This is a genomic window from Pseudomonas sp. NY15435 (assembly GCF_048068295.1).
Taxonomy (GTDB): Bacteria; Pseudomonadota; Gammaproteobacteria; order Pseudomonadales; family Pseudomonadaceae; genus Pseudomonas.
Genome location: NZ_JBLUQA010000017.1, coordinates 91,907 through 113,371 on the forward strand (window position 1 = coordinate 91,907; position 21,465 = coordinate 113,371).

Sequence of the window (21,465 nt, forward strand, 5' to 3'; positions counted from 1 at the left end):
TCAGACCGCCGTCAGGAAGGAGACGCCGACCGCGCCGTAGAAACCATCGGCTCGGTCTTTTCCGGCAGGCGCGACCTCACCGTAGTGGTCGTCCACCACGCGGCGCAGGCGGTGCCGGTGGAAGCCCTTGAACAGCAGGTGCATCGGCAGCACCTGGGCGTAGCCGTCGCCATACAGCTCGTGGTGCAGCTTGCGCAGGCGATACCAGGGCGCGACGGGCTTCTCGTGGTGGGCATTGTGGTAGGCAAAGTTGAGCAGCAGCAGGTCGAGCACCGGCCAGCGCACCGAGACCACGTTGCTGTAGGTGTTCATTTGCTCGTAGGTGCGGTCGCGGGCCTTGTCGTCGGGAATCTTGCCGCCGTCCTCCAGCACCGCGAAGGCGTCGTAGGTGTGCTGGTAGGCGTCGGTAAAGCGCAGCACGATGATCATCAGCGTCCAGGCGACGAAGTACAGCAGCAGCGCCTTGAACGACACTGCCGCCACCAGGCCGAACAGCGCGCCGCGCACCAGCAGGGTCAGCGCCACGCGGCGGCGGTTGGCGCGGTGGCGCGGGTTGTCGGTGATGAAGGGCAGGAGGATCACGTAGTAATGCATGATCAGTTCCACCGCCGGCACGTAGGCCCATTCCGCGGCCAGTACCAGGCTGCGCGCCCAGCGCGGGCAGCGGGAGAGGAAAGCCTTGGTGTCGAAGGTGATCACATCGGCGCGGTCGACGTGGTGGCGCATGTGCTTGCGACGCAGGTCCTGGAAGCCGGCGTAGCAGCTGCCGCACAGCCAACTGCAGGCCTCGCCGGCCCAGGTGTTGTGCGCCGGCTTGGCGAAGATGGTGCCGTGGGCGAATTCGTGGATCAGGTAGGCCGCGACGATCATCGCGTGGCCCAGCAGCAGGGTGCCGATGGCGTTGAGCGCCCAGTGATCGGCGAACAGCAGGGCGAAGCCGATGGCATAGCCACCGAAGGCATAGGCCAGTGCCAGGCTGTTGGGCAGCCGGCCATCGGCGTAGCGGTACAGAGACGCGGACATGGATACCTCCGTGAGCGCTCCCGCCGTCCCGGCGAGAGCGTCGGGTGGGTGCCTTACTGGGCGAGGGCCTGGACGAACTGGGCGTCGAAGGTCTGGGCGAAGTCGGGGATCGCCGGAATCTGGCTGTTCTCCTTGAGCAACTGGGCGATGACCGCGCCGCTGCCGAAGAAGGAGCTGGTGGCGTCGGACTTCTCGAAGTTCCTGCTCATTTCCGCCAGCGGGATGTTGTAGACCCCGGCCATCTGCTCCTTGGCCTCGGCGGCGCTGACGCCCAGCACCTTGCCGATGATGTCGGCGGATTCATCCGGGTGTGCCTTCATGTAGGCCAGGCCGTCGGCGTAGCCCTGGATCATCGCGGTGATCGCCTTCTGGCGTTTGCCGATGACCTCCTGGTTGAACACCAGCACATCGGTGATCAGGCCTGGCGCGTCCTTCGACGAATACACCACGTGGAACTTGTCGCCGGGCATGCCGAGAATCTGCGAGACGTTGGGTTCGTAGGTCACGCCCACCGGCAGGCTGCCCGAGGCCATGGCGCCGGGGATGCCTTCGGGAGTCATGTTCACCGGGCTGACATCCTTGTCGCTCAGGCCGTGGCTCTTGAGCGCATAGGCGAGCAGGAAGTCCGATGGCGACAGCGGGTTGAAGCCGATCTTCTTGCCCTTGAAGTCGGCGACCGACTTGATCGACTTGTCGGCGACAATCGCGTCGCCGCCGTTGGAGAAGTCGATGGGCATCACCACGCGGTACGGCTGGCCCTTGGCGACGCCGCCGACCACCTGGTCGTAGGTGAGCATGCCGCCATCCAGTGCACCGCCGGTCATGGCAGTGGGGATGAGCGCGGGGTCGTTGAAGAACTGCAGCTCCACCTTCAGCCCGTGGGGCTTGTAGAGGTCGAGTTTGTCGGCGACGTAGAAGGGCGCGTAGCCGGCCCAGACGACGGTGCCGATCTTGAGCTTCTCGGCGGCTTGCAGAGTCAGCGGCACGACCCCGGCGGCAGCAACCAGACAGGCACCGAGCAGGGTCTTGCGCAGGGAACGCAGGGAAAGCGGCATGGTCATGGCATTTCTCCTAACGGTTGGAAATCGGCACGGGATGACATCACGTCTCCCGGGCTTTTCTCCCGCCGTGTAGCCCTGTCCCTAGGGCCGGAAAACTCTCGGACCAGACGTCCTCGTGAAAGGACCGGAACCCTAGTTCGCCTGTGGTGCAACTCCAGTGTGTGCCTTGCTGCGTTCGCCCACCCGGTGGCTACCTTGCCGTGGGTGATGCATCCCGTTGCAGGGAATAGAGCAATTGAAATGCCAGTTTTCCTGAAGCGGAAAAACCACTGGGAATTTCAACCGCTTAGCTGAAATCGCCGGTTCAGAGCGAGTGCCAGTCCTGAGCGCGCTGGCACCAAGTCGATGCGCCTTGCCTTCTATTGAGGCATCAGGCGGTGCGCACGGCGGTGCGGCGCAGCGAGGCGGCAGCGGTGGCCACGAACAGCCCGGCCGCAAGCGCCAGCGCAACCGGCACGCCCTGCGGGCCGAGGTCCATCAGGCTGCCGCTGAGCAGCGGCCCGAGCAGGCTGCCGACACCCCAGAGCATGCCGGCGGCAGCATTGGCGGTGACCAGGTCGCGGCCGCGGAAGCGCTGACCGATCAGCACCAGCGCCAAGGTGTAGACCCCGCCGGCCACTGCGCCCAGCAGCATCAGCGCCGGCCACAACAGCGACGGCTGGGAAATCAGCCAGGGCAGGGCGAGGCCGATCAGCATGGCGCCCACGCCACACAGCAGGTGCAGGCTGGAGCGGTCGAGTCGGTCGGAGAGCCAGCCCAGCGGCATCTGGAAAATCATGTCGCCCAGCAGGATCACCGTCGCCATGAACGCGGCAATGCCCACTGCATAGCCATGGCTGGAGGCGTAGACCGGGAAGAGCGAGAGCACCACGCTGTCGAAGAAGGAGAAGAACAGCACGCCCATGCACAGCGCCGGGGCAACCTTCAGGAAGCCGGCCAGGGAGAAGCTGCGCGGCTCCTCGACGTGTTCGTGGATGCCTTCCTCGGGCATCGCCAGGGCCACGGTGGCCAGCGCGATCAGGTGCCCGGCGCTGACCAGCAGCACCACCCACGGCGTCTGCGCGCCGAGCAGCGCCACTAGGGTTGGGCCGAGCAACTGGAAGGCAGTGAAGCTGGTGGCATAGAGGGCAACGATGGTTCCGCGATTCTTCTCGCCGCACAGCTCGTTGACCCAGGCTTCGCCGAGGATGATCGCAATGCCCATGCCGACACCCAGCGCCAGGCGCGCGGTGGCCAGCAGCCAGAGCGAATGGCTGCTGAACTCGATGGCGAGGGTACTGGCGGTACACAGCACGAAGCACAGCAGGTACAGGCGGCGCCGGCTCATCAACTGGCAGGCGCGATCCACCAGGGTGGCGGCGAGGATCATGCCGGCGGCGGGAACGGCGGAAAGAATGCCGATCTGCAGCGCGCTGGCGCCGTTATCCAGCAGGCGCAGCGCCACCAGCGGCAACGTGGCGCCCAGGCTCAGGCCGACGATGGACACGGCGAACAGCAGCACCGCCAGTAGTGGTTTATTGAGGATGGTCGGGGTATTCATGGAAACCTTCTCTTGCCCCGGCGCTCAAGCGGCAGGGCCTGCAAATGCAAATGAGCCCGCCGGGATTCACCGGTGGGCGGATTCGAAATGCGGAGCGACCGACGCGAAGGCGCGCGGCGTCCGGCTCAGCAGCCGGTGGGAGGAGAGAAGGTGAAGGCGAAGAGAACGCTGCGACGAAGGCTCAGCACGGCATCGACCTTGCGCACACGCGGAGGCTCTCGCAGCAGGGCGAGGGACGAGTCGGCGAAGCGGCAAAACAGGGTCATGGTGCAGGTGCAGCGTAGGACGTAGGAAAACGCGCACTCTAGAGAGTGCGCGCCAGACCGTCAATCTCGGCCCGCTGCGCGGTTATCGGCGGCGCTGGTGTCAATCGGGTTCGCGAGCAAGCTCGCTCCTACGAAGAGCACGCGCTTCGTGTAGGAGCGAGCTTGCTCGCGAACCACCAACGACACCGAATTTACCGACCGTAAACCGGGCTGCCCGCCGACACTTCCTGCGGCCGGCTCAGTACATCGCGGCCCGGCAGGAACCGCCCGAATACCCGCTCCTTGCCCAGCGCCTCGGGGAAGCCGCCTTCGCGGCGATAGGCCACGCGGCCGTTGATCAGGGTGGCATCCACCGCATCGTCGTTGCGCTTCACCAGGCGCGTCAGGCCAATCACTTCCATCGGCGCCTCGCAGACCTCATCCAACTCGTCGGTCAGCCCGGCCGGGTTGACCACCACCAGGTCGGCGCGGTCGCCGACGCGGATATAGCCGGCGTCGATCCCGGCGAAGTCGGCGAGTTCGCCAGTCAGGCGGTGTACCGCGCGGCCTGTGTCCATGAAGCTTTCGCCGGCCAGTTGGGCATCGCGCACGTACTTGAGCATGCGCAGCGGGAAGTTGTACTGCGCGTGGGATGCCAGGTGCGCGCCGGAGTCGGCGAAGCCCGGCTGGGTCCAGGGGCTGGCCAGCAGTTTGCCCATGATCTGCGGGCGGTGGTTGCCGTAGCAGGTGGTCCATTTGAGCTCGTTGCGGTACTGGCCGGCCAGCTCGAAGAAGGCGTCCACCGGGTCCAGCCCACGCTCGCGGCCGATGTCCTCGAAGTTGCGGCCCACCAGGGATGCGTCCGGGCATTCACGCACCCAGCAGTCGGACAGGTTGCGGTGCCACAGGCCAAGGCTGAGGGTGGCCTTGATGTCTTTCTTGAAGCGCTCGCGGAAGGCCGGGTCCTGGATGCGCGTGTAGAGCTCATCCGGGTCCTTGATGTCGCGCAGCACTTCGCCGGCGCCGAACTCCTCGAAGCCGTTCATGTTCAAGCCTTCGATACGCACGACGAAGGGCGCGGGCAGGGTCTGCCAGCGGTAGCGGCCGCGCAGCAGGCGGTTGGCGACCCAGCCGGAGGCGCGGGTGATGCGGTGCATGAAGGGCTGGGATTTCAGGTCCAGCGCGGTGAGCATCGAGCACTTCAGCGGTCGGCGGAACCAGCCGTGGGCCTGGTAGAGGAAGGCGAATACGTTGATCTTGGTGACCGCGTTGGGCGCGCCCTGCATCAGCGCGTTGCGCCGACGCAGCACGGCGAACAGGCGGGAGAATTCCTTCCAGCTGGCGAAGGTGGAGGGCAGCGGGCTGGACCAGGCGCGGTCGCCGTCCATCTTGTCCAGGCGCGTGGTCATTACCGAGAGGCCGAAGCAGCCGGCGTCCAGCGCCTGTTCCAGTAGCTCCTCCATGCGTTGCAATTCGGTTTCGGTGGGCTTGGCGCCACTGATGGCGCGCTCCAGGCCCATCACCGTCACGCGCAGCTCGGAATGGCCGAGGAAGGAGCAGAGGTTCGGTCCCAGCGGTTGCTGGTCGTAGAAGGCGCGATAGCCCTTGGCGTCCTTCCAGGTGCGCTTGTCGCGCAGGATCGGCAGGACCTGCTCGCGGGGCACGGCTTCGACGCGGGTGAACAGGTCAGAGCAGTCCTCGGCCTCGCCCAGCACCATGCTGATCGAGCAGGAACCCACCGACACAGTGGTCACGCCATGCCGCACCGATTCTTTCAACGCCGGCGCGGCAATCGCTTCGGCGTCGTAGTGCGAGTGAATTTCCAGGAAGCCCGGCGTCACCCAGCGACCGCTGGCGTCGATGATTTCCGGGCAGCCGCTCTCGTCCAGAGGGCTGACGCTCAGGGTGTCGATGCGACCGTCCTTGATGCCGACGTGGCGCAGGCTGCCGGGGGCATCGCTGCCGTCGAAGTACAGGCCGTTCTTGATGATGATGTCGTAGCTCACAGGAGGCTCCAGGGCGACAGCAGCAGGACGCCGCTGACCAGCAGCAGGCAGTGGATGGCGAGGCGGAAATGGCGTTCCTCGAAACGGTGGTGCAGGCGCTCGCCCAACCACACGCCGAGCAGCAGCAGGGGCGCGTAGGCGAGCACCTGGGGCAGTGCCGGGCGCAGGCGGCCGTCGAGCAGGAAGGCGAGGGTCAGCAGGCCGTTGAGGGTGAACCAGACGCAGACCAGCGTGGCGCGCAGGCGGGTCTTGTCCAGCGGGCGCGTGGCGAGCGCATAGACCAACAATGGCCCGCCAGAGGCGAACAGGCCGTGGCAGACGCCCGCAGCGCCGGTGGCCAGGCGAACCACCCAGTTCGGCGTACGGCCGCGCTCCGGTGCACTGGCACGCAGGCGCCACAGTTCGCGGCCGGCGAACCAGAGGATCAGCACGCCGAGGCCGCGCTTGAGCGGCTGCGGGTCCAGGTGCGGTAGCAGCAGGTAGCCGATCAGCATGCCGATGAGCATTCCCGGTAGCACGGTGCGCAGCAGCAGACGGGTGTCGATCAGCCGGCGATGGCGCCAGCACAGGTAGCCGGTCATGCCGATGTTTAGCGGCACGAGGATCGGCAGCAATGTCTCGATGGGCATCAGCAGCGCGCCGAGGGACAGGGCGATCACCACGCTGCCAAAGCCGGTGATGGCTTCCAGGGTGTAGGCCAGCAGGATGAAGCCACCCAGGGCGATGGCGGGTGCGTTCATGGTGCCGCCACAACGGCTGCGCGAGGTTCGCGGCGCGCCCAGAGTTGCGCCAGGACCAGCCCGGAGAACAGTTGCCAGCAGCCCCAGAACGCCGCGATCAGCAGCATGCCGCCGGCCTGTGGGAAGAAGGTGAGGATCAGCGCCATGCCCAGTGCGGAGTTGTGAATACCGCTTTCCAGGGTCACCGCGCGCACGTCGGCGTCCGGCAGCTTCCACAGTCGCGCGCAGGTGTAGCCCAGCAGCAGCGCCGTGCCATTGAGCAGCAGGACCAGCCAGAAGAACAGGTGGAAGTAGGCCATGAACTGCTGGAAGTTCTTGGCGAAGGCCATGCCAACGAAACCCAGCATCACCAGCAGCGACAGCTGCCGCATGGGCTTCTCCAGGCGCCGCGCCAGTTGTGGCCTGTGCTTGCCCAGGGCCATGCCCAGCAGCATCGGCAGGATCAGCACCAGCACCACCACGCCGACCAGTTCCAGCGGGTCGATGTGGATCTGCGTGAGACGGTCGCGGGTCGCGGGGTTCAGGCCGGCATAGAGGGCGAAGTTCAGTGGCGTGAAGATGCCCGCGCTCAGCCCCGACACGGCGGTGACGCTGGCCGACACCGCGACGTTGCCGCGCGCCATCCAGGTCATGATGTTGGAAAAGGTGCCGCTGGGGCAGGTCGCCACCAGGATCATCCCCAGCGCCAGTTCCGGATCGATGGGCAGGGCGATGGTCAGCAGGCAGGTGGCGGCGGGCAGCAGCAGGAACTGCACCAGCATGCCGATCACCGGCGCCTTGGGCTGGCGCAGGATGCGGGTGAAGTCGTCGCGGCGCAGTTCCAGCGATACGCCGAACATCATCAGGGCGATGATGGCGTTGAGCGCGATCATCGAACTGCCGGAGAACTCGAGATGGACCTCAGGCATCGCCGTTCTCCCGCCGGATCACGGGGAATGGCGAACGGACTGCAGCCGGCGGCACGGGCGCGGCTCCGGTGGGATTAGGCATGCAAGGCGACTCTTGTTTGAATTTATCGTTGTAATTGGCAAGCATAGGGGAGCCTTGCCGCCCGGTAACGGCTCAATCGGGACCTTCACCGGTTAATTCGGGACCATGCCGCACACCATTACCGTCCATTACGCCCAGGGTATCCTGCAGGCTGCCCAGCGCCTGGGGCTGCCGGTGCCTGCCGATCTGCAGGCAGCCAGCCTGGTGCCGCGCATTCCCCTGCAACGCCAGGACGCCTTCTGGGAAGCCATCTGCGCCGCGTCAGGCGACCCGCTGCTGGGCCTGCGCCTGGGCAGTGCGCTGCAGGTCGGCCATCTGGATATGGTCGGCGCGTTGTTGATGAGCTGCGAACACTATGGCGAGGCGCTGGACGCCTTGCTCGAGTACTACCCGATCATCGCCGAGGGCAGTGAGTTCCAGCGCCAGCAGAGCGCAACGCAGGTGCGCCTGGTCTATCGGCCAAGCTATGCCGTGCGGCGCGAGGAACGTGTGGAGGCAGCGCTGGCCAGCCTCGTTCACCTGACCCGCTGGATCACCGGTGATCGCGTCAAACCGCAGGAACTGACACTCAGTCATCGGCCACGGGGCGAGCGCGCGCGCTATGTCGAGGTGCTGCAGTGCCCGGTGACCTTCGAGAGTGCCGAGAACGCCTTGAGCTTCTCCGTGGTCGATCTCGAGGTGCCGCTGATCCAGGCCAACGCCCTGATGCGCGAGCATTTGCGTGCGCTGGCCGACGCTCAACTCGAACGGCTCGGCGCGCAAAGCCTGGCCGCTCGCGTACAGCAGCTGTTGCGGCAGAACCCGCGATGGGGCAAGGAAAAGGTGGCCGAGCAACTGGAACTCAGCGGGCGCCACCTCAACCGCAAATTGGCCGACGAGGGCACCAGCTTCAAGCTGCTGCGCGAGCAGGTTCTGCATGGCATGGCCGAGCAACTGCTGCGTGAGTCCTCACGCCTGGGTGAGGTGGCCGAGCGCCTGGGGTTCTCGGACGAGAGCGCCTTCGCCAAGGCTTTCCGCCGCTGGAGCGGGATGACACCGGGGCAGTTCCGCCAGGGCCAGACTGGCCTTTAGGAGCGAGCTTGCTCGCGAACGCGTCCGCTGCGAAGTCATTCGCGAGTAAGCTCGCTCCTACGGAAAGCCGACTCCAGTGATCAGGACGCCCCCGGCAGCTTCGCGCCTTTGGGCCACAGCAGCCAGAGCTGGCCATCCTGTTTCATGTGGCCGGCCAGTTCGCCCGCTGCGTCACCGGTGCCCCAGAACAGGTCCGCGCGCACTTCCCCGACGATGGCGCCGCCGGTGTCCTGGGCGGCTACCGGGCGTACCACCGGCGCGCCGTCCGGGCGGGTGGTGGAGAGCCACATCAGGCTGCCCAGCGGGATCACCTTGCGGTCGATGGCCACGCTGTAGCCGGGCGTCAGCGGCACGTTCAGCGAGCCGCGCGGGCCCTCGTTGCTGTCCGGGCGCTGGCTGAAGAACACGTAGCTGGGGTTGCTCGCCAGCAGCTCGTCGACGCGCTGCGGGTGGGCGCGGGCCCAGTCGCGGATGCGCGCCATGCTGACTTCTTCCTTGCTCAGCTCACCCTGTTCCACCAGCCAGCGGCCCACCGGCTTGTACGGCCGGCCGTTCTGGTCGGCGTAGCCCAGGCGCAGCTGGCGACCGGAGGCAAGCTGCACGCGGCCGGAACCCTGGATCTGCAGGAATTGCAGGTCCATCTGATCGGGCAGCCAGGCGAGCACGGGCGCATTGACCCCATCGCGGCGGATGCCGGCGGCATCGGCGTAGGGCACCAGGGTATTGCCCTCGAGCTTGCCGCGCAGGCGCTTGCCCTTGAGTTCCGGGTAGACGCTGTCCAGCGCCACGGTCACCAGGTCCTTGGGCACGCCATAGACCGGCACGGTGTGCGTGGCGTCGCGCTGCTGGCTGCCGCGGTAGACGGGCTCGTAGTAACCGGTGATCAAGCCATTCTTGCTGCCTTCGCCAGAGCGCAGCTGGAAGGGCTGCAGGTGGTCCTGCAGGAACTGACGGACCGCCGGGGCCGAAGCCGGCACGCTCGCCGCGGCGGCGCAGGGTTCGGCCCAGATGTCATCCTTCTTCAGGCGCACTGTGCAGGCCGAACGCCAGGCGCTGAAGCCTTGCAGCACGTCGCTGTCGGCGGTCTGCGGCAGGTCCGACCAGTCGGCCTTGGAATAGGTGGGCGTCTGCGCCTCTTCGGGCTTCTTGCCGAACAGGCCGCAGCCGGAAAGCAGGGTGGTGAAACACAGGGTGGCGAGGAGAGGGCGGGTCCAGTGGCGGGACAAATCGGTCACGGGCGAGTCCTGGCAGGCAAACGAAAGCCCGCTAGCTTGGGCAGACGCGGGGCGTGCGTCAAACGCATCGGTCGGATTTACATGCCTTGCAACGAATCCTGAGGCGGACCGGTAGAATGTCGGCATGAATCGACTGACGGGTGGTTAGAGCGTGGAGGCAAGGCAGGGTTTCGTCCTGACGCGACATTGGCGGGATACGCCCGAAGGCACCGAGGTGGGTTTCTGGCTGGCCACCGATGACGGGCCGCGGCATGTGCTATTGCCGCCGCAGACCTCTGTGGCCTTCGTGCCGGCCGAACAGCGCGCCCGTGCCGAGAAGCTGCTGGCCGGCGAGCGCGGCGCCGAACTGCGCCCGCTGGGCCTGCGCGACTTCCAGAATCGCCCAGTGCTGGGCCTCTACTGCCAGCAGCATCGCCAATTGATGAACGTGGAGAAGCGCCTGCGCGAGGCTGGCGTCGAGGTCTTCGAAGCGGATATTCGCCCGCCCGAGCGCTACCTGATGGAGCGCTTCATCACTGCACCAGTAGTCTTCAGCGGTGATACGGATGCTGTCGGCAACGTGCTGAATGCCCAGCTGCGCCCGGCGCCGGACTATCGGCCGAAGCTCAAGCTGGTGTCGCTGGACATCGAAACCAACATCCGTGGCGACCTCTATTCCATCGCCCTGGAGGGCTGCGGGCAGCGCCAGGTCTACATGCTCGGCCCGGCCAATGGTGTCGATGGCGAGCGGGATTTCGACCTTGAGTACTGCGACAGCCGGGCGCAGATTCTCGAACGCCTCAATCAGTGGCTGGCCGAGCACGACCCCGACGCCATCATCGGCTGGAACCTGGTGCAGTTCGACCTGCGCGTGCTGCAGGAACACTCCAAGCGCCTGGAAATCCCGTTACGCCTTGGGCGTGGCGGCGACGAGATGGGGTGGCGGCAGCACGCATCGTCCAATCACTACTTTGCGGCTGCAGCGGGGCGGCTGATCATCGACGGCATCGAAGCGCTGCGTTCGGCGTTCTGGAGCTTCCCGTCGTTCAGCCTGGAAAGCGTCTCCCAGCAACTGCTGGGCGAGGGCAAGTCCATCGACAACCCCTACGACCGCATGGCCGAGATCGACCGTCGCTTCGCCGAGGACAAGCCAGCACTGGCGAAATACAACCTCAAGGACTGCGAGCTGGTCACGCGCATCTTCGACAAGACCCGCATCCTCGACTTCCTGCTGGAGCGCGCCAGCGTCACCGGGCTGCCGGCCGATCGCAGCGGCGGCTCGGTGGCGGCCTTCACGCACCTGTACCTGCCGCCGATGCACCGGCTGGGCTATGTCGCCCCTAACCTCGGCGGCAAGGCACCGGAAGCCAGCCCCGGCGGCTTCGTCATGGATTCGCGGCCAGGGCTCTACGAGTCGGTGCTGGTGCTGGATTACAAGAGCCTGTACCCGTCGATCATCCGCACCTTCCTGATCGACCCGGTGGGTCTGGTCGAGGGGTTGAACGACCCGTCCGACGAAGCGTCGATTCCAGGCTTCCGCGGAGGGCGCTTCTCGCGCACCCAGCACTGCCTGCCGGCGATCGTCGAACGCGTCTGGCAGGGCCGCGACGCCGCCAAGCGCGACGGCAACGCGCCACTGTCCCAGGCGTTGAAGATCATCATGAACGCCTTTTATGGCGTGCTGGGCTCCAGCGGCTGCCGCTTCTTCGATCCGCGCCTGGCCTCGTCCATCACCATGCGCGGCCACGAGATCATGCGGCGCACTCGCGAACTGATAGAAGCGCAGGGCCACCGGGTGATCTACGGCGACACCGACTCCACCTTTGTCTGGCTCGGTCGTGCCCACGACGAGGATGCAGCCGCCGAAATCGGCCGTTCATTGGTGAGCCACGTCAACCAGTGGTGGGTCGAGCACCTGCGCGGTGAATACGGCCTGGAAAGCGCGCTGGAAATTCAGTTCGAGCGGCACTTCCGGCGTTTCCTGATGCCGACCATCCGAGGGGCGGAAGAGGGCAGCAAGAAGCGCTACGCGGGCCTTGTGCGGCGCGCCGACGGCAGTGACGAAATGGTCTTCAAGGGCCTGGAAACCGTGCGCACCGACTGGTCGCCGCTGGCCCAGCAATTCCAGCAGGAGCTGTATCTGCGCATCTTCCAGCGCCAGCCGTATCGCGATTACGTCCGCGACTACGTGAACCGCACGCTGGCCGGCGAGCAGGATGACCTGCTGATCTTCCGCAAGCGCTTGCGCCGCCAGCTCGGCGACTACGAGCGCAACGTGCCGCCCCATGTGCGCGCCGCTCGGATCGCCGACGACTACAACGAGCGCCAGGGACGCCCGCGCCAGTACCAGCGCGGTGGCTGGATCAGCTACGTGATCACGGTCAACGGCCCGGAACCGCTGGAAACGCTCGCTTCGCCGATCGACTACGACCACTACGTCAGCCGCCAGCTTCAGCCGATTGCCGACGCCATCCTGCCTTTCGTGGAGGATGACTTCAGCGCGCTGGTCGACCGGCAGATGGGGCTGTTCTGAATGAAAAAAGCCGGCGTCAGCCGGCTTTTTTCATTCACTACGCATCAGTCGCCGCGGTATTCGCAGCCGCTGGTGCAGGTCTCATGTACGCGCACCTTGGACAGCTCCGGCAGCAGCGGCTTGAGCTGTTGCCAGATCCAGCGGCAGAGGTTCTCGCTGGTGGGGTTTTCCAGGCCGGGGATGTCGTTCAGGTAGTTGTGATCGAGCTGGTCGTAGATTGGCTTGAAGATCTGCTTGATCTCGGCGAAATCGCGAATCCAGCCGGTATGCGGGTCGACCTCGCCCTCGATGTAGATGGCGGCCCGGAAGGAGTGGCCATGCAGACGACCGCACTGGTGCCCGGCGGGAACGTGGGGCAGGCGGTGGGCGGATTCGAAGGTGAATTCCTTGAACAATTCCAAAGTAGCGTGCTCTGTGACGATTGCCGGTCCTGGAGCGGGCCGGCCGGAAAATGGGCGCCTAGTCTATCACTATCGTCCCCGGCGGGCCGGCCGATCCGGCCAGCGGCTCACTTGATCGCCAGGCGCTTCGCCAGGCGGTTGAGGTTGGCTCGGTCCAGGCCCATCTCTCTCGCCACGGCCGCCCAGTTGCCCTGGTGGCGTTCCAGACTCTGGCTGATCAGGCGGCGCTGGAAGGCGTCCGTTGCCGGGCGCAGTTCGCCACTCAGCGCGGTGTCTTCGTTGTTCTCGACCTCGCTGGCGCCCGCATCGGACGTGCCGTTATGCAGGGCGTTCAGGGTGAGATCCTCGACGCCCAGGCTGAGGATGCGTGAGCGCTGCGAGTGATTCGCCAGAGCCTTGAGCGAGGCCCGGCCGATCAGGTGTTCCAGCTCGCGTACATTCCCAGGCCAGGCGTAGCCGATCAGTGCAGCCTGGGCTTCGCGGGTCAGGCGCAGGCTGCGCAGGCCCAGGCGTGGGCGGTTCTGCTCGAGGAAATAGCCCGCCAGCAGCAACACGTCGTTGCCTCGCTCGCGCAGGGGCGGAACGCGCAGGGGATAGACGCTCAGGCGATGGTAGAGGTCGGCACGGAAGCGGCCAGCGCGGACTTCCTCGGCGAGGTCGCGGTTGGTGGCGGCGATCAGGCGCACGTCGACGTGGTGTTCGCGGTCCGAGCCCAGGCGCTGCAACTGGCCGCTCTGCAGTACGCGCAGCAGCTTGGCCTGGATCGCCAGTGGCAGCTCGCCCACTTCGTCGAGGAACAGGGTTCCGCCATCGGCCAGCTCGAACTTGCCACGGCGTTCGCCCACGGCGCCGGAGAAGGCGCCGCGCACGTGACCGAAGAGTTCGCTTTCCACTAGCGTTTCCGGCAACGCCGCGCAGTTCAGGCTGATCAGCGGCTGGGTGCGGCGCGGCGAGTTGGCATGAATCGATTGGGCGACCAGTTCCTTGCCGACGCCGGTCTCGCCAGTAATCAGCACGCTCAGGTCGCTGCCAGCCACCACCTGGATTTCACCCATCAGCGCCTGGTGCGCCTTGCTCTGGCCTATCAATTCCCTGGGTTGGTCGCCGGAGGCGCGCTGGTAGGCGTCGGCGCGCTGCTGCTCTTGCTCGGCACGCAGGGCCAGGTCGGTCATGCGCTGGCTCGCCTTCACCGTGGCGGCGGCGAGGCTGGCGAAGGCTTCGAGGTTGTCTAGGTCGCCGGTGGAGAATCGTTCCGGGTCCAGCGCATCCAGGGTCAGCAGGCCCCAGGGCTGTTCGTCCACCAGCAGCGGGCAGCCCAGGCAGTCATGGACTTCCAGATGACCGTGTAAACCCTCCACTAACCCGTCATACGGGTCCGGCAGGCCGCAGTCGGCGGCGAAATGCGTCGGGCCGGGATGTTCGATGAGCGCGCGCAAACGCGGATGCTCGCTGATCTTGAAGCGGCGGCCGAGGGTGTCTGGGCTCAGGCCATCGACAGCCAGTGGCACCAGCTGGTCGCCCTCCAGGCGCAGCAGGGCGGTAGCGTCGCACGGCAGCAGGCCGCGCAGGGCTTCGAGCAGGCGGCGGTAGCGTTCGCTTTCCGGCAGCTCGCGAGACAGGTCGGCGACCAGCGGAAGGAGGGTGGCCAATAGTGGGTTGCGAGTCATATTGACCTCGATGGAGTCGTTTTGACCAGAGTGATTAAGGGTCATTATGACTCATGTTCTCTCAAAGGGCCCGTAAATACTGGACTCCCGGTTTGGCACGCTTTCTGAAGTATCTCCCGTAGCAAGCACAGGCAGCCCCACTCACTGTCTGGCAAACCCGAGGAGATCCACATGCTGTCCAACGAACACCGTACCCTGGTCAAGGCCACTGTCCCGCTGCTGGAGACCGGCGGAGAGACCCTGACCCAGCACTTCTACAAGATGATGCTCAGCGAGTACCCGGAAGTTCGTCCGCTGTTCAACCAGGCGCACCAGGCATCCGGCGACCAGCCCCGCGCACTGGCCAATGGCGTGCTGATGTATGCGCGCCATATCGATGAGCTGGAGCAGCTCGGCCCGTTGGTGGCGAAGATCGTCAACAAGCACGTCGCCCTGCAGATCCAGCCGGAACACTACCCGATCGTTGGCAGTTGCCTGCTGCGTGCGATCCGCGAAGTCCTCGGCGAGGAGATTGCCACCCAGGCAGTCATCGATGCCTGGGCCGCCGCCTACGGCCAACTGGCCGATATCCTGATCGGCGCCGAGGAGTCGGTGTACCAGCAGAATGCCGAGCAGCGCGGCGGCTGGCGTGGCGCGCGGCGCTTCCGCATTGCGCGCAAGGACGTCGAGAGTGAGGAAATCACTTCCTTCTACTTACAGCCGCTGGATGGCGAGCCGCTGTTGGACTTCCAGCCTGGCCAGTACATCGGTCTGTCGCTGGAAATCGGCGGTGAGGAAGCGCGCCGCACCTATTCGCTGTCAGACGCGCCAAACGGCCGTGAGTACCGCATCAGCGTGAAGCGCGAACCCGAAGGCAAGGTTTCCAACTACCTGCACGATCGCCTGAACGTGGGCGATGAGCTGGACCTGTTCCCGCCGGCGGGCGATTTCGTCCTGCGCGCCGGCGACAAGCCGCTGGTGCTGATTACTGCCGGCGTCGGCATCACCCCGGCGCTGGCGATGCTCAAGCCGGCACTGGAGTCCGGTCGCGAGGTGCACTTCATCCATTGCGCCCGCCACGGCGGTGTGCACGCGTTCCGCGAGTGGGTCGAGGCGCAGTCCAAAGCGCATCCGCAGCTCAAGCACTACTTCTGCTACAGCGAGCCGCGCGCGCAGGACGAGTCCCACGTCGAAGGCTTCCTCAGCCGCGAGCTGCTGGCCGACTGGCTGCCGCAGGACCGCGACCTGGAAGCCTACTTCCTGGGTCCCAAGCCGTTCATGGCCCAGGTGAAGCGTCACTTGCGCGAGATCGGTGTGCCCGAGCAACAGTCCTACTACGAGTTCTTTGGCCCGGCCAGCGCGCTGGAGGCCTGAACCTGAGCGCCGGCCCGGTGGCGGGTCGGCGCAACCCGAGGAGGTGTGTGATGGAAAGTCTTTTCGCTTGCCCGCAACGCAATCTGTCGATGTCCTGGTCGCTGTTGACCGGCGGTCTCGTGTTACTGCTGCTGGGAATCGTGGGAGCCTATTTCGTCGATGGCCAGTTGAACCTGCAAAGCGTTGTCGCAGCGCATGCCTTCACCATCCTCGGCCCGACACTATTGAAGCTGGGCTATGTGCTGCGGCTGGTAGCCCAACATCAGATGCGCAAGGAAGGCTGGGAGGCTTGCTGTGTTGCTGGTTGATCGAAAGGCTCTGCTGACGATTCCGCCCCTGTGGCGGCTGGGCTTCCGCCCGTTCTTCCTCGGCGGCGCGGTGTTCGCGCTAATCGCCATCGCAGCCTGGGCGGCCGTGCTGCTCGGTGTGCTGCCGGCCTGGCAACCGCTTGGTGGCTGGTTGGCCTGGCACCGCCATGAAATGCTCTTCGGCTTTGCCGCGGCGATCATCGCCGGCTTCCTGCTGACTGCGGTGCAGACCTGGACCGGGCGCCCCGGCGTCAGCGGCAAGCCGTTGATGGTGTTGTCGCTGGTCTGGCTGGCGGCGCGGGTTGGCTGGCTCGTCGGCGCGCCGCTATGGCTGGTTACCGCGCTGGAGCTGGCGTTCATGCCAGCGCTGGCTTTCTTCATTGGCCGCAGCCTGTGGCAGGTTCGCCAGAAGCGTAACTACCCGATCATTGCGGTACTGAGCCTGCTCACTCTCGCCGATGCGTTGGTGATGGCAGGCGTGTGGACCGGCAACGATGGCTGGCAGCGCGGTGGTGCACTGGGTGCGCTGTGGCTGGTGGCGGCGTTGATGGGCCTGATCGGTGGTCGTGTGATTCCCTTCTTCACCCAGCGTGGGCTGGGCCGCACCGCCCAGGTGCCGGCCTGGAACTGGCTGGACAATTCGTTGCTCGGCGGCACCATGCTGGTGGCGGTGCTGAGCGCTGCCGGTTTTGGCCTGAACCCGCACCCGCTGATGGGCATGCTGTTCGCCGCGCTGGCGGCGGGGCACCTGATCCGCCTGTGGCGCTGGTACGACAAGGACTACTGGGGTGTGCCGCTGCTCTGGTCGCTCCACCTGGCCTACCTGTGGATGCTGCTGGCCCCGGCGGGCATGGCGCTGTGGAACTTCGCGCCGACCTTCAACGTCAGCCTGGCGATCCACATGCTTACCGTGGGCGGCGTCGGCGGCCTGATTCTGGCGATGATCGCTCGAGTAAGCCTTGGCCATACCGGCCGGCCGCTGCAACCGCCGAAAGTGATGTCCTGGGCTTTCGCGCTGCTCAACCTGGGTGTTGTCGCGCGGGTGTTGCTGGTGATCTGGTGGCCGCTGGAAGGCTTGAGCATCGCGGCGGCGTGCTGGGTGGTGGCGTTCCTGCTGTTCGCCTGGCACTACGGCCCGATGTTCTGGAAGCCGCGCCTGGATGGGCAGCCGGGGTAGGGCTGCCGCTGTTGGCTGCGACGGGTAGACCAACGCCCAGGGTTGGCAACGGAGCCGCCGATCAAGATCGCGGACGCAGTCCGCTCCTACGCGCGCCGGTAACTGCGGAACGCTCTGGTAGGAGCGAGCTTGCTCGCGAACTGCCGGTGGCGGGATATGCCTAGAGCGGCTGCAGGCGCTCGCCCAGCTTGCCGCTGTCCGCCAGCTCAAGGAACTCGTCGCCCATCCGCCGGCTTTCGTCCATTGCCTTGCGCCAGTAGCGCTCGCGGCCGGCGTCGTCGCCGACGTAGCGGTGGAAGTCCTTGCGGTCCGGCAACTTGTTGTGCGGCAGGCGCGCCAGGTAGTCCTTGGACGGGGCGAGCAACAGCACATCCTGCAGGCGACCGGCGTCGCCACGGCGCCAGGGCAGGCCCTTGTCGAACCAGCCGGGGATGACCTTGTCGGTGAAGTGCGGGTAGAGCACTACACCTTCGGGCTGGTAGGGCAGGTCCAGGTGATAGTCCAGCAGTCCACCGTCGCGATAGGTGCCGGGGCCGGCGCCGGGAATGTCGCGCACGCCTTCCATGACCATGGGTATGGAGCCGGAAGCGAGCAGGGCATGGCGCAGGTTGGCCAGGTCCAGGTGCAGGTAGCGCGAGGGGAAGTCCGACAGCGCCTCCAGCGGTGGCGCGCGGCGGGCGTCGTGGATGATCAGCCGTTCGAAGTGCCGGTGCAGGTGGCGGCGGCCGACCAGGTTGTCGCGGATCACTGCGCCCAGCCCGAGGCCGAGGCTGGTCTTGCCGTCCTGCGCAAGGCGGCCATGGCTCTTCACCACCACCACGTTGAGGCGGTACCAGGGGTTGTCCAGCACGCTGGCGTCGTGGCCATCGAGCAGGTCGTCGAGCATCTTCGCGCAGCTTTTCGATACGTCGCTGATGCCCGCATTACGGGCGAAGCGTTGCTGGGTGTAGAGCTCGCCCAGGCGGCGAATGCCTTCGGCCGGGTCGGGCAGGCAGGCGCTGGCGAAGCGCCAGGAGCCGATGGAAGCACCGATCAGCGAGCGTTCGCGCGGTGCGCGCGGCAGCCACTCACCGAACAGGGCGAGGTCCAGGCCCTGGATGCCGAGCGCCTTCGGGCCGCCAGCGGCACCGGGAAGGATTCCTACATCGGCAGGGACCAACCCCCGTTCGCGAATGCGCTGGAGCGCGCGGCTTCCGGCCTTGAGGGTGAGGGCGGATGTCTTGATCAGGATGGCGGTCATGCGGATCTCGCTGTGGCAGGCCGCGATTATAGAGCCTGTATGCCAGGAACAAGGATACTTCACCGGGTGAATGATCTTTGCTGATTCAGCTTCAATTAAGTCCTTCACCTTAATCTGACAGCAGTGAAATTCTGACGAGGTAAGCTCATGAAATGGCTGCTGATCCTGACAACGCTCTCCGCGCTGCTGCTGGGCGCCGGCGTCGCTACAGCCCACGACATCGGCCCGGACGAAGCGCTGCGTCTGCGCGATGCGGGCACCATCCGCAACTTCGAGGAGCTCAACCGCACCGCGCTGGCCAAGCATGCCGGTGGTTCGGTGTACGATAGCGAGCTCGAGCTGGAACATGGCCGCTATCTGTACAAGGTCGACATCAAGGACGCCCAGGGCGTGAAGTGGGATGTCGAGCTGGATGCGGTCACCGGCGAAGTCCTCACCGATCACCAGGATGACTGATGAAGACCGTTCTGCCGCGCGTGGCGCTGCTCGGCCTGGCGCTCGCCGCCATTGCCGGCGTCGCGCAGGCCCATGACCTCAGCCAGGACGAAGCCCTGCGCCTGAGCAAGGAAGGGGTAATCCGCCCCTTCGAGGAAATCCTCCCCGCTGCGCTGAGCCGCTACCCCGGCTCGCGACTGCTCGAAGCCGAGCTGGAAAAGGAGCACGGCAACTACATTTATGAAGTGGAGTTGCTGACCGTTGACGGTGTGGTGCGCGAACTGGAACTGGATGCCCGCGATGGCCGCATCCTCAAGGATAAGGAAGACGACTGATGCGCCTGCTGCTGGTGGAAGACCATGTACCCCTGGCCGATGAACTGTTGGCGACCCTCACCCGGCAGGGCTACGCGGTGGACTGGCTGGCCGACGGTCGTGATGCCGCCGTGCAGGGCGCCAGCGAGCCTTACGACCTGGTGATCCTAGACCTCGGCCTGCCGGGCCGCCCAGGGCTGGACGTGTTGCAGGAGTGGCGCGGCATGGGGCTTTCGATTCCGGTACTGATTCTCACCGCGCGCGGCTCCTGGGCTGAACGCATAGATGGACTCAAAGCCGGTGCCGACGATTACCTGACCAAGCCGTTCCATCCCGAGGAGCTGTTGCTGCGCATCCAGGCGCTGCTGCGCCGCGCCCGCGGGCTGGCCAACCAGAGCCAGCTGGAAGTGGCCGGCCTGAGCCTGGACGAATCGCGCCAGTGCGTGCAGCAGGGCGGCAAGGAAGTTGACCTGACCTCCGCCGAGTTCCGCCTGCTGCGTTACTTCATGCTGCACCCCGGCCAGTTGCTGTCGAAGTCGCACCTGGCCGAGCACCTGTATGACGGCGAGACCGAGCGTGACTCCAATGTCATCGAAGTGCACATCAACCACCTGCGCCGCAAGCTGGGCCGCGAGATCATCGAGACCCGTCGTGGCCAAGGTTATCGCTTCACCGGCAATGGTATTGCCCGTTGATGTCGATCCAGCGCCGACTCGGACTCGGGCTCGGCGTAGTGCTGGTGGTGGTTGGCCTGGTGCTGGCCCAGGCGGGGCTCTGGCTGTTCGACCAGGGCTTGCGTCGCTACCTGGTGAATGGGCTGCAGGACGAGGCGGAAAGCCTGCTGGTGGGAATCACCCGAGGTCCGGCTGGGTTGCAGTTGGACGGCCAGCGCGTCGATGCGGCCTATGAGCGGCTGTTCTCCGGGCGCTACTTCGTCATCCGCTTCGACGACCAGACCTGGCGTTCGCGCTCGCTGTGGGACAACGAACTGAAGCTGCCCTCGCACAAGGGCCTGGCCAAGTCGCTGGAGAAAGGCCCGGAAGGCCAGCGCCTGCTGGTCTATCGCGGCGATTACAAGCGCTACGGCAAGAGGCTCAGCATTGTCGTTGCGCAGGATTACACGCCCGTTCTCAAGAGTTTCAATCGCCTGCGCAACATCGGCCTGGGCGCCGGCGCGCTTGCCTTGTTGCTGGTCCTGGTGTTCCAGGGCTTCACCGTGCGCCGCGCCTTGCGTCCGCTGGAGCGCGTGCGCCAGCAGATCGCCCAGCTACAGGAAGGTCAGCGCAGCCAGCTGGACAGCCAGGCGCCGCGCGAGCTCGAGCCGCTGGTGGAGCAGATCAACCATTTGCTCCAGCACACCGAGGACACCCTGCGCCGTTCGCGCAATGCGCTGGGCAACCTCGGCCACGCGCTGAAGACGCCGCTGGCTGTACTGATCAGCCTCGCAGACCGCGAGGAGCTGCGCGACCACCCCGAGTTGCGCCGGGTCCTGCAGGAACAGTTGGAGCAGATCGAGCAGCGCCTGGCCCGCGAGCTGGGGCGTGCGCGGCTGGTGGGCGAGGCGCTGCCCGGCGCGCACTTCGATTGCGACGCCGAACTGCCTAGCCTGTGCGACATGCTCAAGCTCATCCATGGCGAGCACCTCGCCGTCCACTGGCAGGCGCCACCTGCCACGCGCTTGCCGTATGACCGGGAAGACCTGCTGGAGATGCTCGGCAACCTGCTGGACAACGCCTGCAAATGGGCCGACGCCCAGGTGCGGTTGACCGTGGAGAAGGGCGCGGATACTTACCGGCTTTGCGTGGACGACGATGGCCCCGGTATCGCCGAGGATCAACGTGACAGCGTTCTGGAGCGCGGCACGCGCTTGGATGAGCAGGTCGCCGGGCACGGCTTGGGCCTGGGCATCGCACGGGATATCGCGGCGGCCTGCGGTGGCAGTCTGAAGCTGGACGGCAGTGAGCTGGGCGGGTTGCGCGTGGTGGTGGAGCTGCCGCGGCGCGCGGTGTGACTATCAACTGCACCCGGCTTTCGTAGGAGCGGACTCCGTCCGCGATTGGCTCCGTGCCGTGCCGTGCTGCCGTGCGGTTCGCGAGCAAGCTCGCTCCTACAAGGAAACACCGGCGCCTCTCTGTAGGAGCGAGCTT

At 66.0% G+C, this 21,465-nt stretch carries 20 protein-coding genes and 1 riboswitch; of the genes, 9 read left to right on the forward strand and 11 right to left on the reverse strand.

Translation table 11 applies throughout. The features are described from left to right. The 7 genes from ACNFH5_RS28240 to ACNFH5_RS28270 all read right to left on the reverse strand — a co-directional run bounded on the left by ACNFH5_RS28240 (window position 1) and on the right by ACNFH5_RS28270 (window position 7,523). Window positions 1–1,023, reverse strand: coding sequence for a fatty acid desaturase family protein (locus ACNFH5_RS28240; RefSeq protein WP_416751859.1), 1,023 nt, complete (start codon window positions 1,021–1,023; stop codon window positions 1–3). Between the two features lie 53 nt (window positions 1,024–1,076). Then, window positions 1,077–2,084 carry an ABC transporter substrate-binding protein gene (locus ACNFH5_RS28245; protein WP_416751861.1) on the reverse strand — a complete coding sequence of 336 codons (1,008 nt, stop codon included), beginning with the start codon at window positions 2,082–2,084 and terminating at the stop codon, window positions 1,077–1,079. A 44-nt stretch (window positions 2,085–2,128) separates the two neighbouring features. Further along, window positions 2,129–2,231: riboswitch (guanidine-I (ykkC/yxkD leader) on the reverse strand. A gap of 223 nt (window positions 2,232–2,454) precedes the next feature. Further along, entirely contained in the window at window positions 2,455–3,624 is a 1,170-nt protein-coding gene (locus ACNFH5_RS28250) for an MFS transporter (protein WP_416751863.1), read from the reverse strand. Window positions 3,625–3,749: 125 nt separating this feature from the next. Beyond that, a complete protein-coding gene (locus ACNFH5_RS28255; protein WP_416751865.1) occupies window positions 3,750–3,890 on the reverse strand; it encodes a hypothetical protein in 141 nt (46 codons plus the stop codon). A gap of 191 nt (window positions 3,891–4,081) precedes the next feature. Then, window positions 4,082–5,875 (reverse strand): N-acyl-D-amino-acid deacylase family protein, encoded by a 1,794-nt coding sequence (locus tag ACNFH5_RS28260; RefSeq protein ID WP_416751867.1) that lies wholly within the window; start codon window positions 5,873–5,875, stop codon window positions 4,082–4,084. Next, window positions 5,872–6,615 carry a sulfite exporter TauE/SafE family protein gene (locus tag ACNFH5_RS28265; RefSeq protein WP_416751869.1) on the reverse strand — a complete coding sequence of 248 codons (744 nt, stop codon included), beginning with the start codon at window positions 6,613–6,615 and terminating at the stop codon, window positions 5,872–5,874. The genes ACNFH5_RS28260 and ACNFH5_RS28265 overlap by 4 nt, the downstream gene beginning before the upstream one ends. Continuing rightward, the gene (locus tag ACNFH5_RS28270; protein ID WP_416751871.1) at window positions 6,612–7,523 is read right to left on the reverse strand and encodes a bile acid:sodium symporter family protein; all 912 of its coding nucleotides are present in this window, start codon (window positions 7,521–7,523) and stop codon (window positions 6,612–6,614) included. Before ACNFH5_RS28270 ends, ACNFH5_RS28265 begins: the two co-directional genes overlap by 4 nt. A gap of 187 nt (window positions 7,524–7,710) precedes the next feature. On the opposite strand from ACNFH5_RS28270, the gene ACNFH5_RS28275 reads away from it, so the two are divergent. Further along, window positions 7,711–8,676: an AraC family transcriptional regulator gene (locus ACNFH5_RS28275; RefSeq protein WP_416751873.1), complete on the forward strand. Its 966-nt coding sequence runs from the start codon at window positions 7,711–7,713 to the stop codon at window positions 8,674–8,676. 80 nt (window positions 8,677–8,756) lie between these two features. Here the strand turns inward: ACNFH5_RS28275 and ACNFH5_RS28280 are convergent, their stop codons facing one another. Continuing rightward, entirely contained in the window at window positions 8,757–9,911 is a 1,155-nt protein-coding gene (locus ACNFH5_RS28280) for a murein transglycosylase A (protein WP_416751875.1), read from the reverse strand. 151 nt (window positions 9,912–10,062) lie between these two features. On the opposite strand from ACNFH5_RS28280, the gene ACNFH5_RS28285 reads away from it, so the two are divergent. Further along, entirely contained in the window at window positions 10,063–12,423 is a 2,361-nt protein-coding gene (locus ACNFH5_RS28285; RefSeq protein WP_416751877.1) for a DNA polymerase II, read from the forward strand. A 44-nt stretch (window positions 12,424–12,467) separates the two neighbouring features. On the opposite strand, the gene queD is transcribed toward ACNFH5_RS28285, so the two are convergent. Then, window positions 12,468–12,824: a 6-carboxytetrahydropterin synthase QueD gene (gene queD / locus ACNFH5_RS28290; RefSeq protein ID WP_017516521.1), complete on the reverse strand. Its 357-nt coding sequence runs from the start codon at window positions 12,822–12,824 to the stop codon at window positions 12,468–12,470. Window positions 12,825–12,931: 107 nt separating this feature from the next. Continuing rightward, the gene (norR, locus tag ACNFH5_RS28295; RefSeq protein WP_416751880.1) at window positions 12,932–14,491 is read right to left on the reverse strand and encodes a nitric oxide reductase transcriptional regulator NorR; all 1,560 of its coding nucleotides are present in this window, start codon (window positions 14,489–14,491) and stop codon (window positions 12,932–12,934) included. A 171-nt stretch (window positions 14,492–14,662) separates the two neighbouring features. Here norR and hmpA point away from each other — a divergent pair, with 171 nt between their 5' ends. Genes hmpA through ACNFH5_RS28310 form a run of 3 tightly spaced genes read left to right on the forward strand, consistent with a single transcriptional unit; the run spans window position 14,663 to window position 17,329 of the window. Further along, complete coding sequence (hmpA, locus tag ACNFH5_RS28300; protein ID WP_416751882.1) at window positions 14,663–15,844, forward strand: NO-inducible flavohemoprotein; 1,182 nt, start codon at window positions 14,663–14,665, stop codon at window positions 15,842–15,844. Between the two features lie 50 nt (window positions 15,845–15,894). Beyond that, the gene (locus tag ACNFH5_RS28305; RefSeq protein WP_416751884.1) at window positions 15,895–16,152 is read left to right on the forward strand and encodes a transmembrane sensor/regulator PpyR; all 258 of its coding nucleotides are present in this window, start codon (window positions 15,895–15,897) and stop codon (window positions 16,150–16,152) included. Next, a complete protein-coding gene (locus tag ACNFH5_RS28310) occupies window positions 16,139–17,329 on the forward strand; it encodes an NnrS family protein (protein WP_416751886.1) in 1,191 nt (396 codons plus the stop codon). Before ACNFH5_RS28305 ends, ACNFH5_RS28310 begins: the two co-directional genes overlap by 14 nt. Before the next feature lie 160 nt (window positions 17,330–17,489). Here ACNFH5_RS28310 and ACNFH5_RS28315 read toward each other — a convergent pair whose 3' ends face one another. Then, complete coding sequence (locus tag ACNFH5_RS28315; protein WP_416751888.1) at window positions 17,490–18,569, reverse strand: patatin-like phospholipase family protein; 1,080 nt, start codon at window positions 18,567–18,569, stop codon at window positions 17,490–17,492. A gap of 147 nt (window positions 18,570–18,716) precedes the next feature. Between ACNFH5_RS28315 and ACNFH5_RS28320 the strand changes: the two genes are divergently transcribed. Genes ACNFH5_RS28320 through ACNFH5_RS28335 form a run of 4 tightly spaced genes read left to right on the forward strand, consistent with a single transcriptional unit; the run spans window position 18,717 to window position 21,329 of the window. Further along, on the forward strand, window positions 18,717–19,025 hold the full coding sequence (locus ACNFH5_RS28320) for a PepSY domain-containing protein (protein WP_416751889.1): 309 nt from the start codon (window positions 18,717–18,719) through the stop codon (window positions 19,023–19,025). Next, window positions 19,025–19,339, forward strand: coding sequence for a PepSY domain-containing protein (locus ACNFH5_RS28325; protein ID WP_416751891.1), 315 nt, complete (start codon window positions 19,025–19,027; stop codon window positions 19,337–19,339). The genes ACNFH5_RS28320 and ACNFH5_RS28325 overlap by 1 nt, the downstream gene beginning before the upstream one ends. After that, on the forward strand, window positions 19,339–20,013 hold the full coding sequence (locus ACNFH5_RS28330; protein ID WP_416751893.1) for a response regulator transcription factor: 675 nt from the start codon (window positions 19,339–19,341) through the stop codon (window positions 20,011–20,013). Before ACNFH5_RS28325 ends, ACNFH5_RS28330 begins: the two co-directional genes overlap by 1 nt. Continuing rightward, complete coding sequence (locus tag ACNFH5_RS28335; RefSeq protein WP_416751895.1) at window positions 20,010–21,329, forward strand: sensor histidine kinase; 1,320 nt, start codon at window positions 20,010–20,012, stop codon at window positions 21,327–21,329. The genes ACNFH5_RS28330 and ACNFH5_RS28335 overlap by 4 nt, the downstream gene beginning before the upstream one ends. Window positions 21,330–21,465: the final 136 nt, after the last annotated feature.

Bases quoted from the DNA above. Each gene is read 5' to 3' on its own strand.
- ACNFH5_RS28240 (WP_416751859.1), bottom strand. From the start codon at position 1,023: ATGTCCGCGTCTCTGTACCGCTACGCCGATGGCCGGCTGCCCAACAGC.
- ACNFH5_RS28245 (WP_416751861.1), bottom strand. From the start codon at position 2,084: ATGACCATGCCGCTTTCCCTGCGTTCCCTGCGCAAGACCCTGCTCGGT.
- ACNFH5_RS28250 (WP_416751863.1), bottom strand. From the start codon at position 3,624: ATGAATACCCCGACCATCCTCAATAAACCACTACTGGCGGTGCTGCTG.
- ACNFH5_RS28255 (WP_416751865.1), bottom strand. From the start codon at position 3,890: ATGACCCTGTTTTGCCGCTTCGCCGACTCGTCCCTCGCCCTGCTGCGA.
- ACNFH5_RS28265 (WP_416751869.1), bottom strand. From the start codon at position 6,615: ATGAACGCACCCGCCATCGCCCTGGGTGGCTTCATCCTGCTGGCCTAC.
- ACNFH5_RS28270 (WP_416751871.1), bottom strand. From the start codon at position 7,523: ATGCCTGAGGTCCATCTCGAGTTCTCCGGCAGTTCGATGATCGCGCTC.
- ACNFH5_RS28275 (WP_416751873.1), top strand. From the start codon at position 7,711: ATGCCGCACACCATTACCGTCCATTACGCCCAGGGTATCCTGCAGGCT.
- norR (WP_416751880.1), bottom strand. From the start codon at position 14,491: ATGACTCGCAACCCACTATTGGCCACCCTCCTTCCGCTGGTCGCCGAC.
- hmpA (WP_416751882.1), top strand. From the start codon at position 14,663: ATGCTGTCCAACGAACACCGTACCCTGGTCAAGGCCACTGTCCCGCTG.
- ACNFH5_RS28305 (WP_416751884.1), top strand. From the start codon at position 15,895: ATGGAAAGTCTTTTCGCTTGCCCGCAACGCAATCTGTCGATGTCCTGG.
- ACNFH5_RS28315 (WP_416751888.1), bottom strand. From the start codon at position 18,569: ATGACCGCCATCCTGATCAAGACATCCGCCCTCACCCTCAAGGCCGGA.
- ACNFH5_RS28320 (WP_416751889.1), top strand. From the start codon at position 18,717: ATGAAATGGCTGCTGATCCTGACAACGCTCTCCGCGCTGCTGCTGGGC.
- ACNFH5_RS28325 (WP_416751891.1), top strand. From the start codon at position 19,025: ATGAAGACCGTTCTGCCGCGCGTGGCGCTGCTCGGCCTGGCGCTCGCC.
- ACNFH5_RS28330 (WP_416751893.1), top strand. From the start codon at position 19,339: ATGCGCCTGCTGCTGGTGGAAGACCATGTACCCCTGGCCGATGAACTG.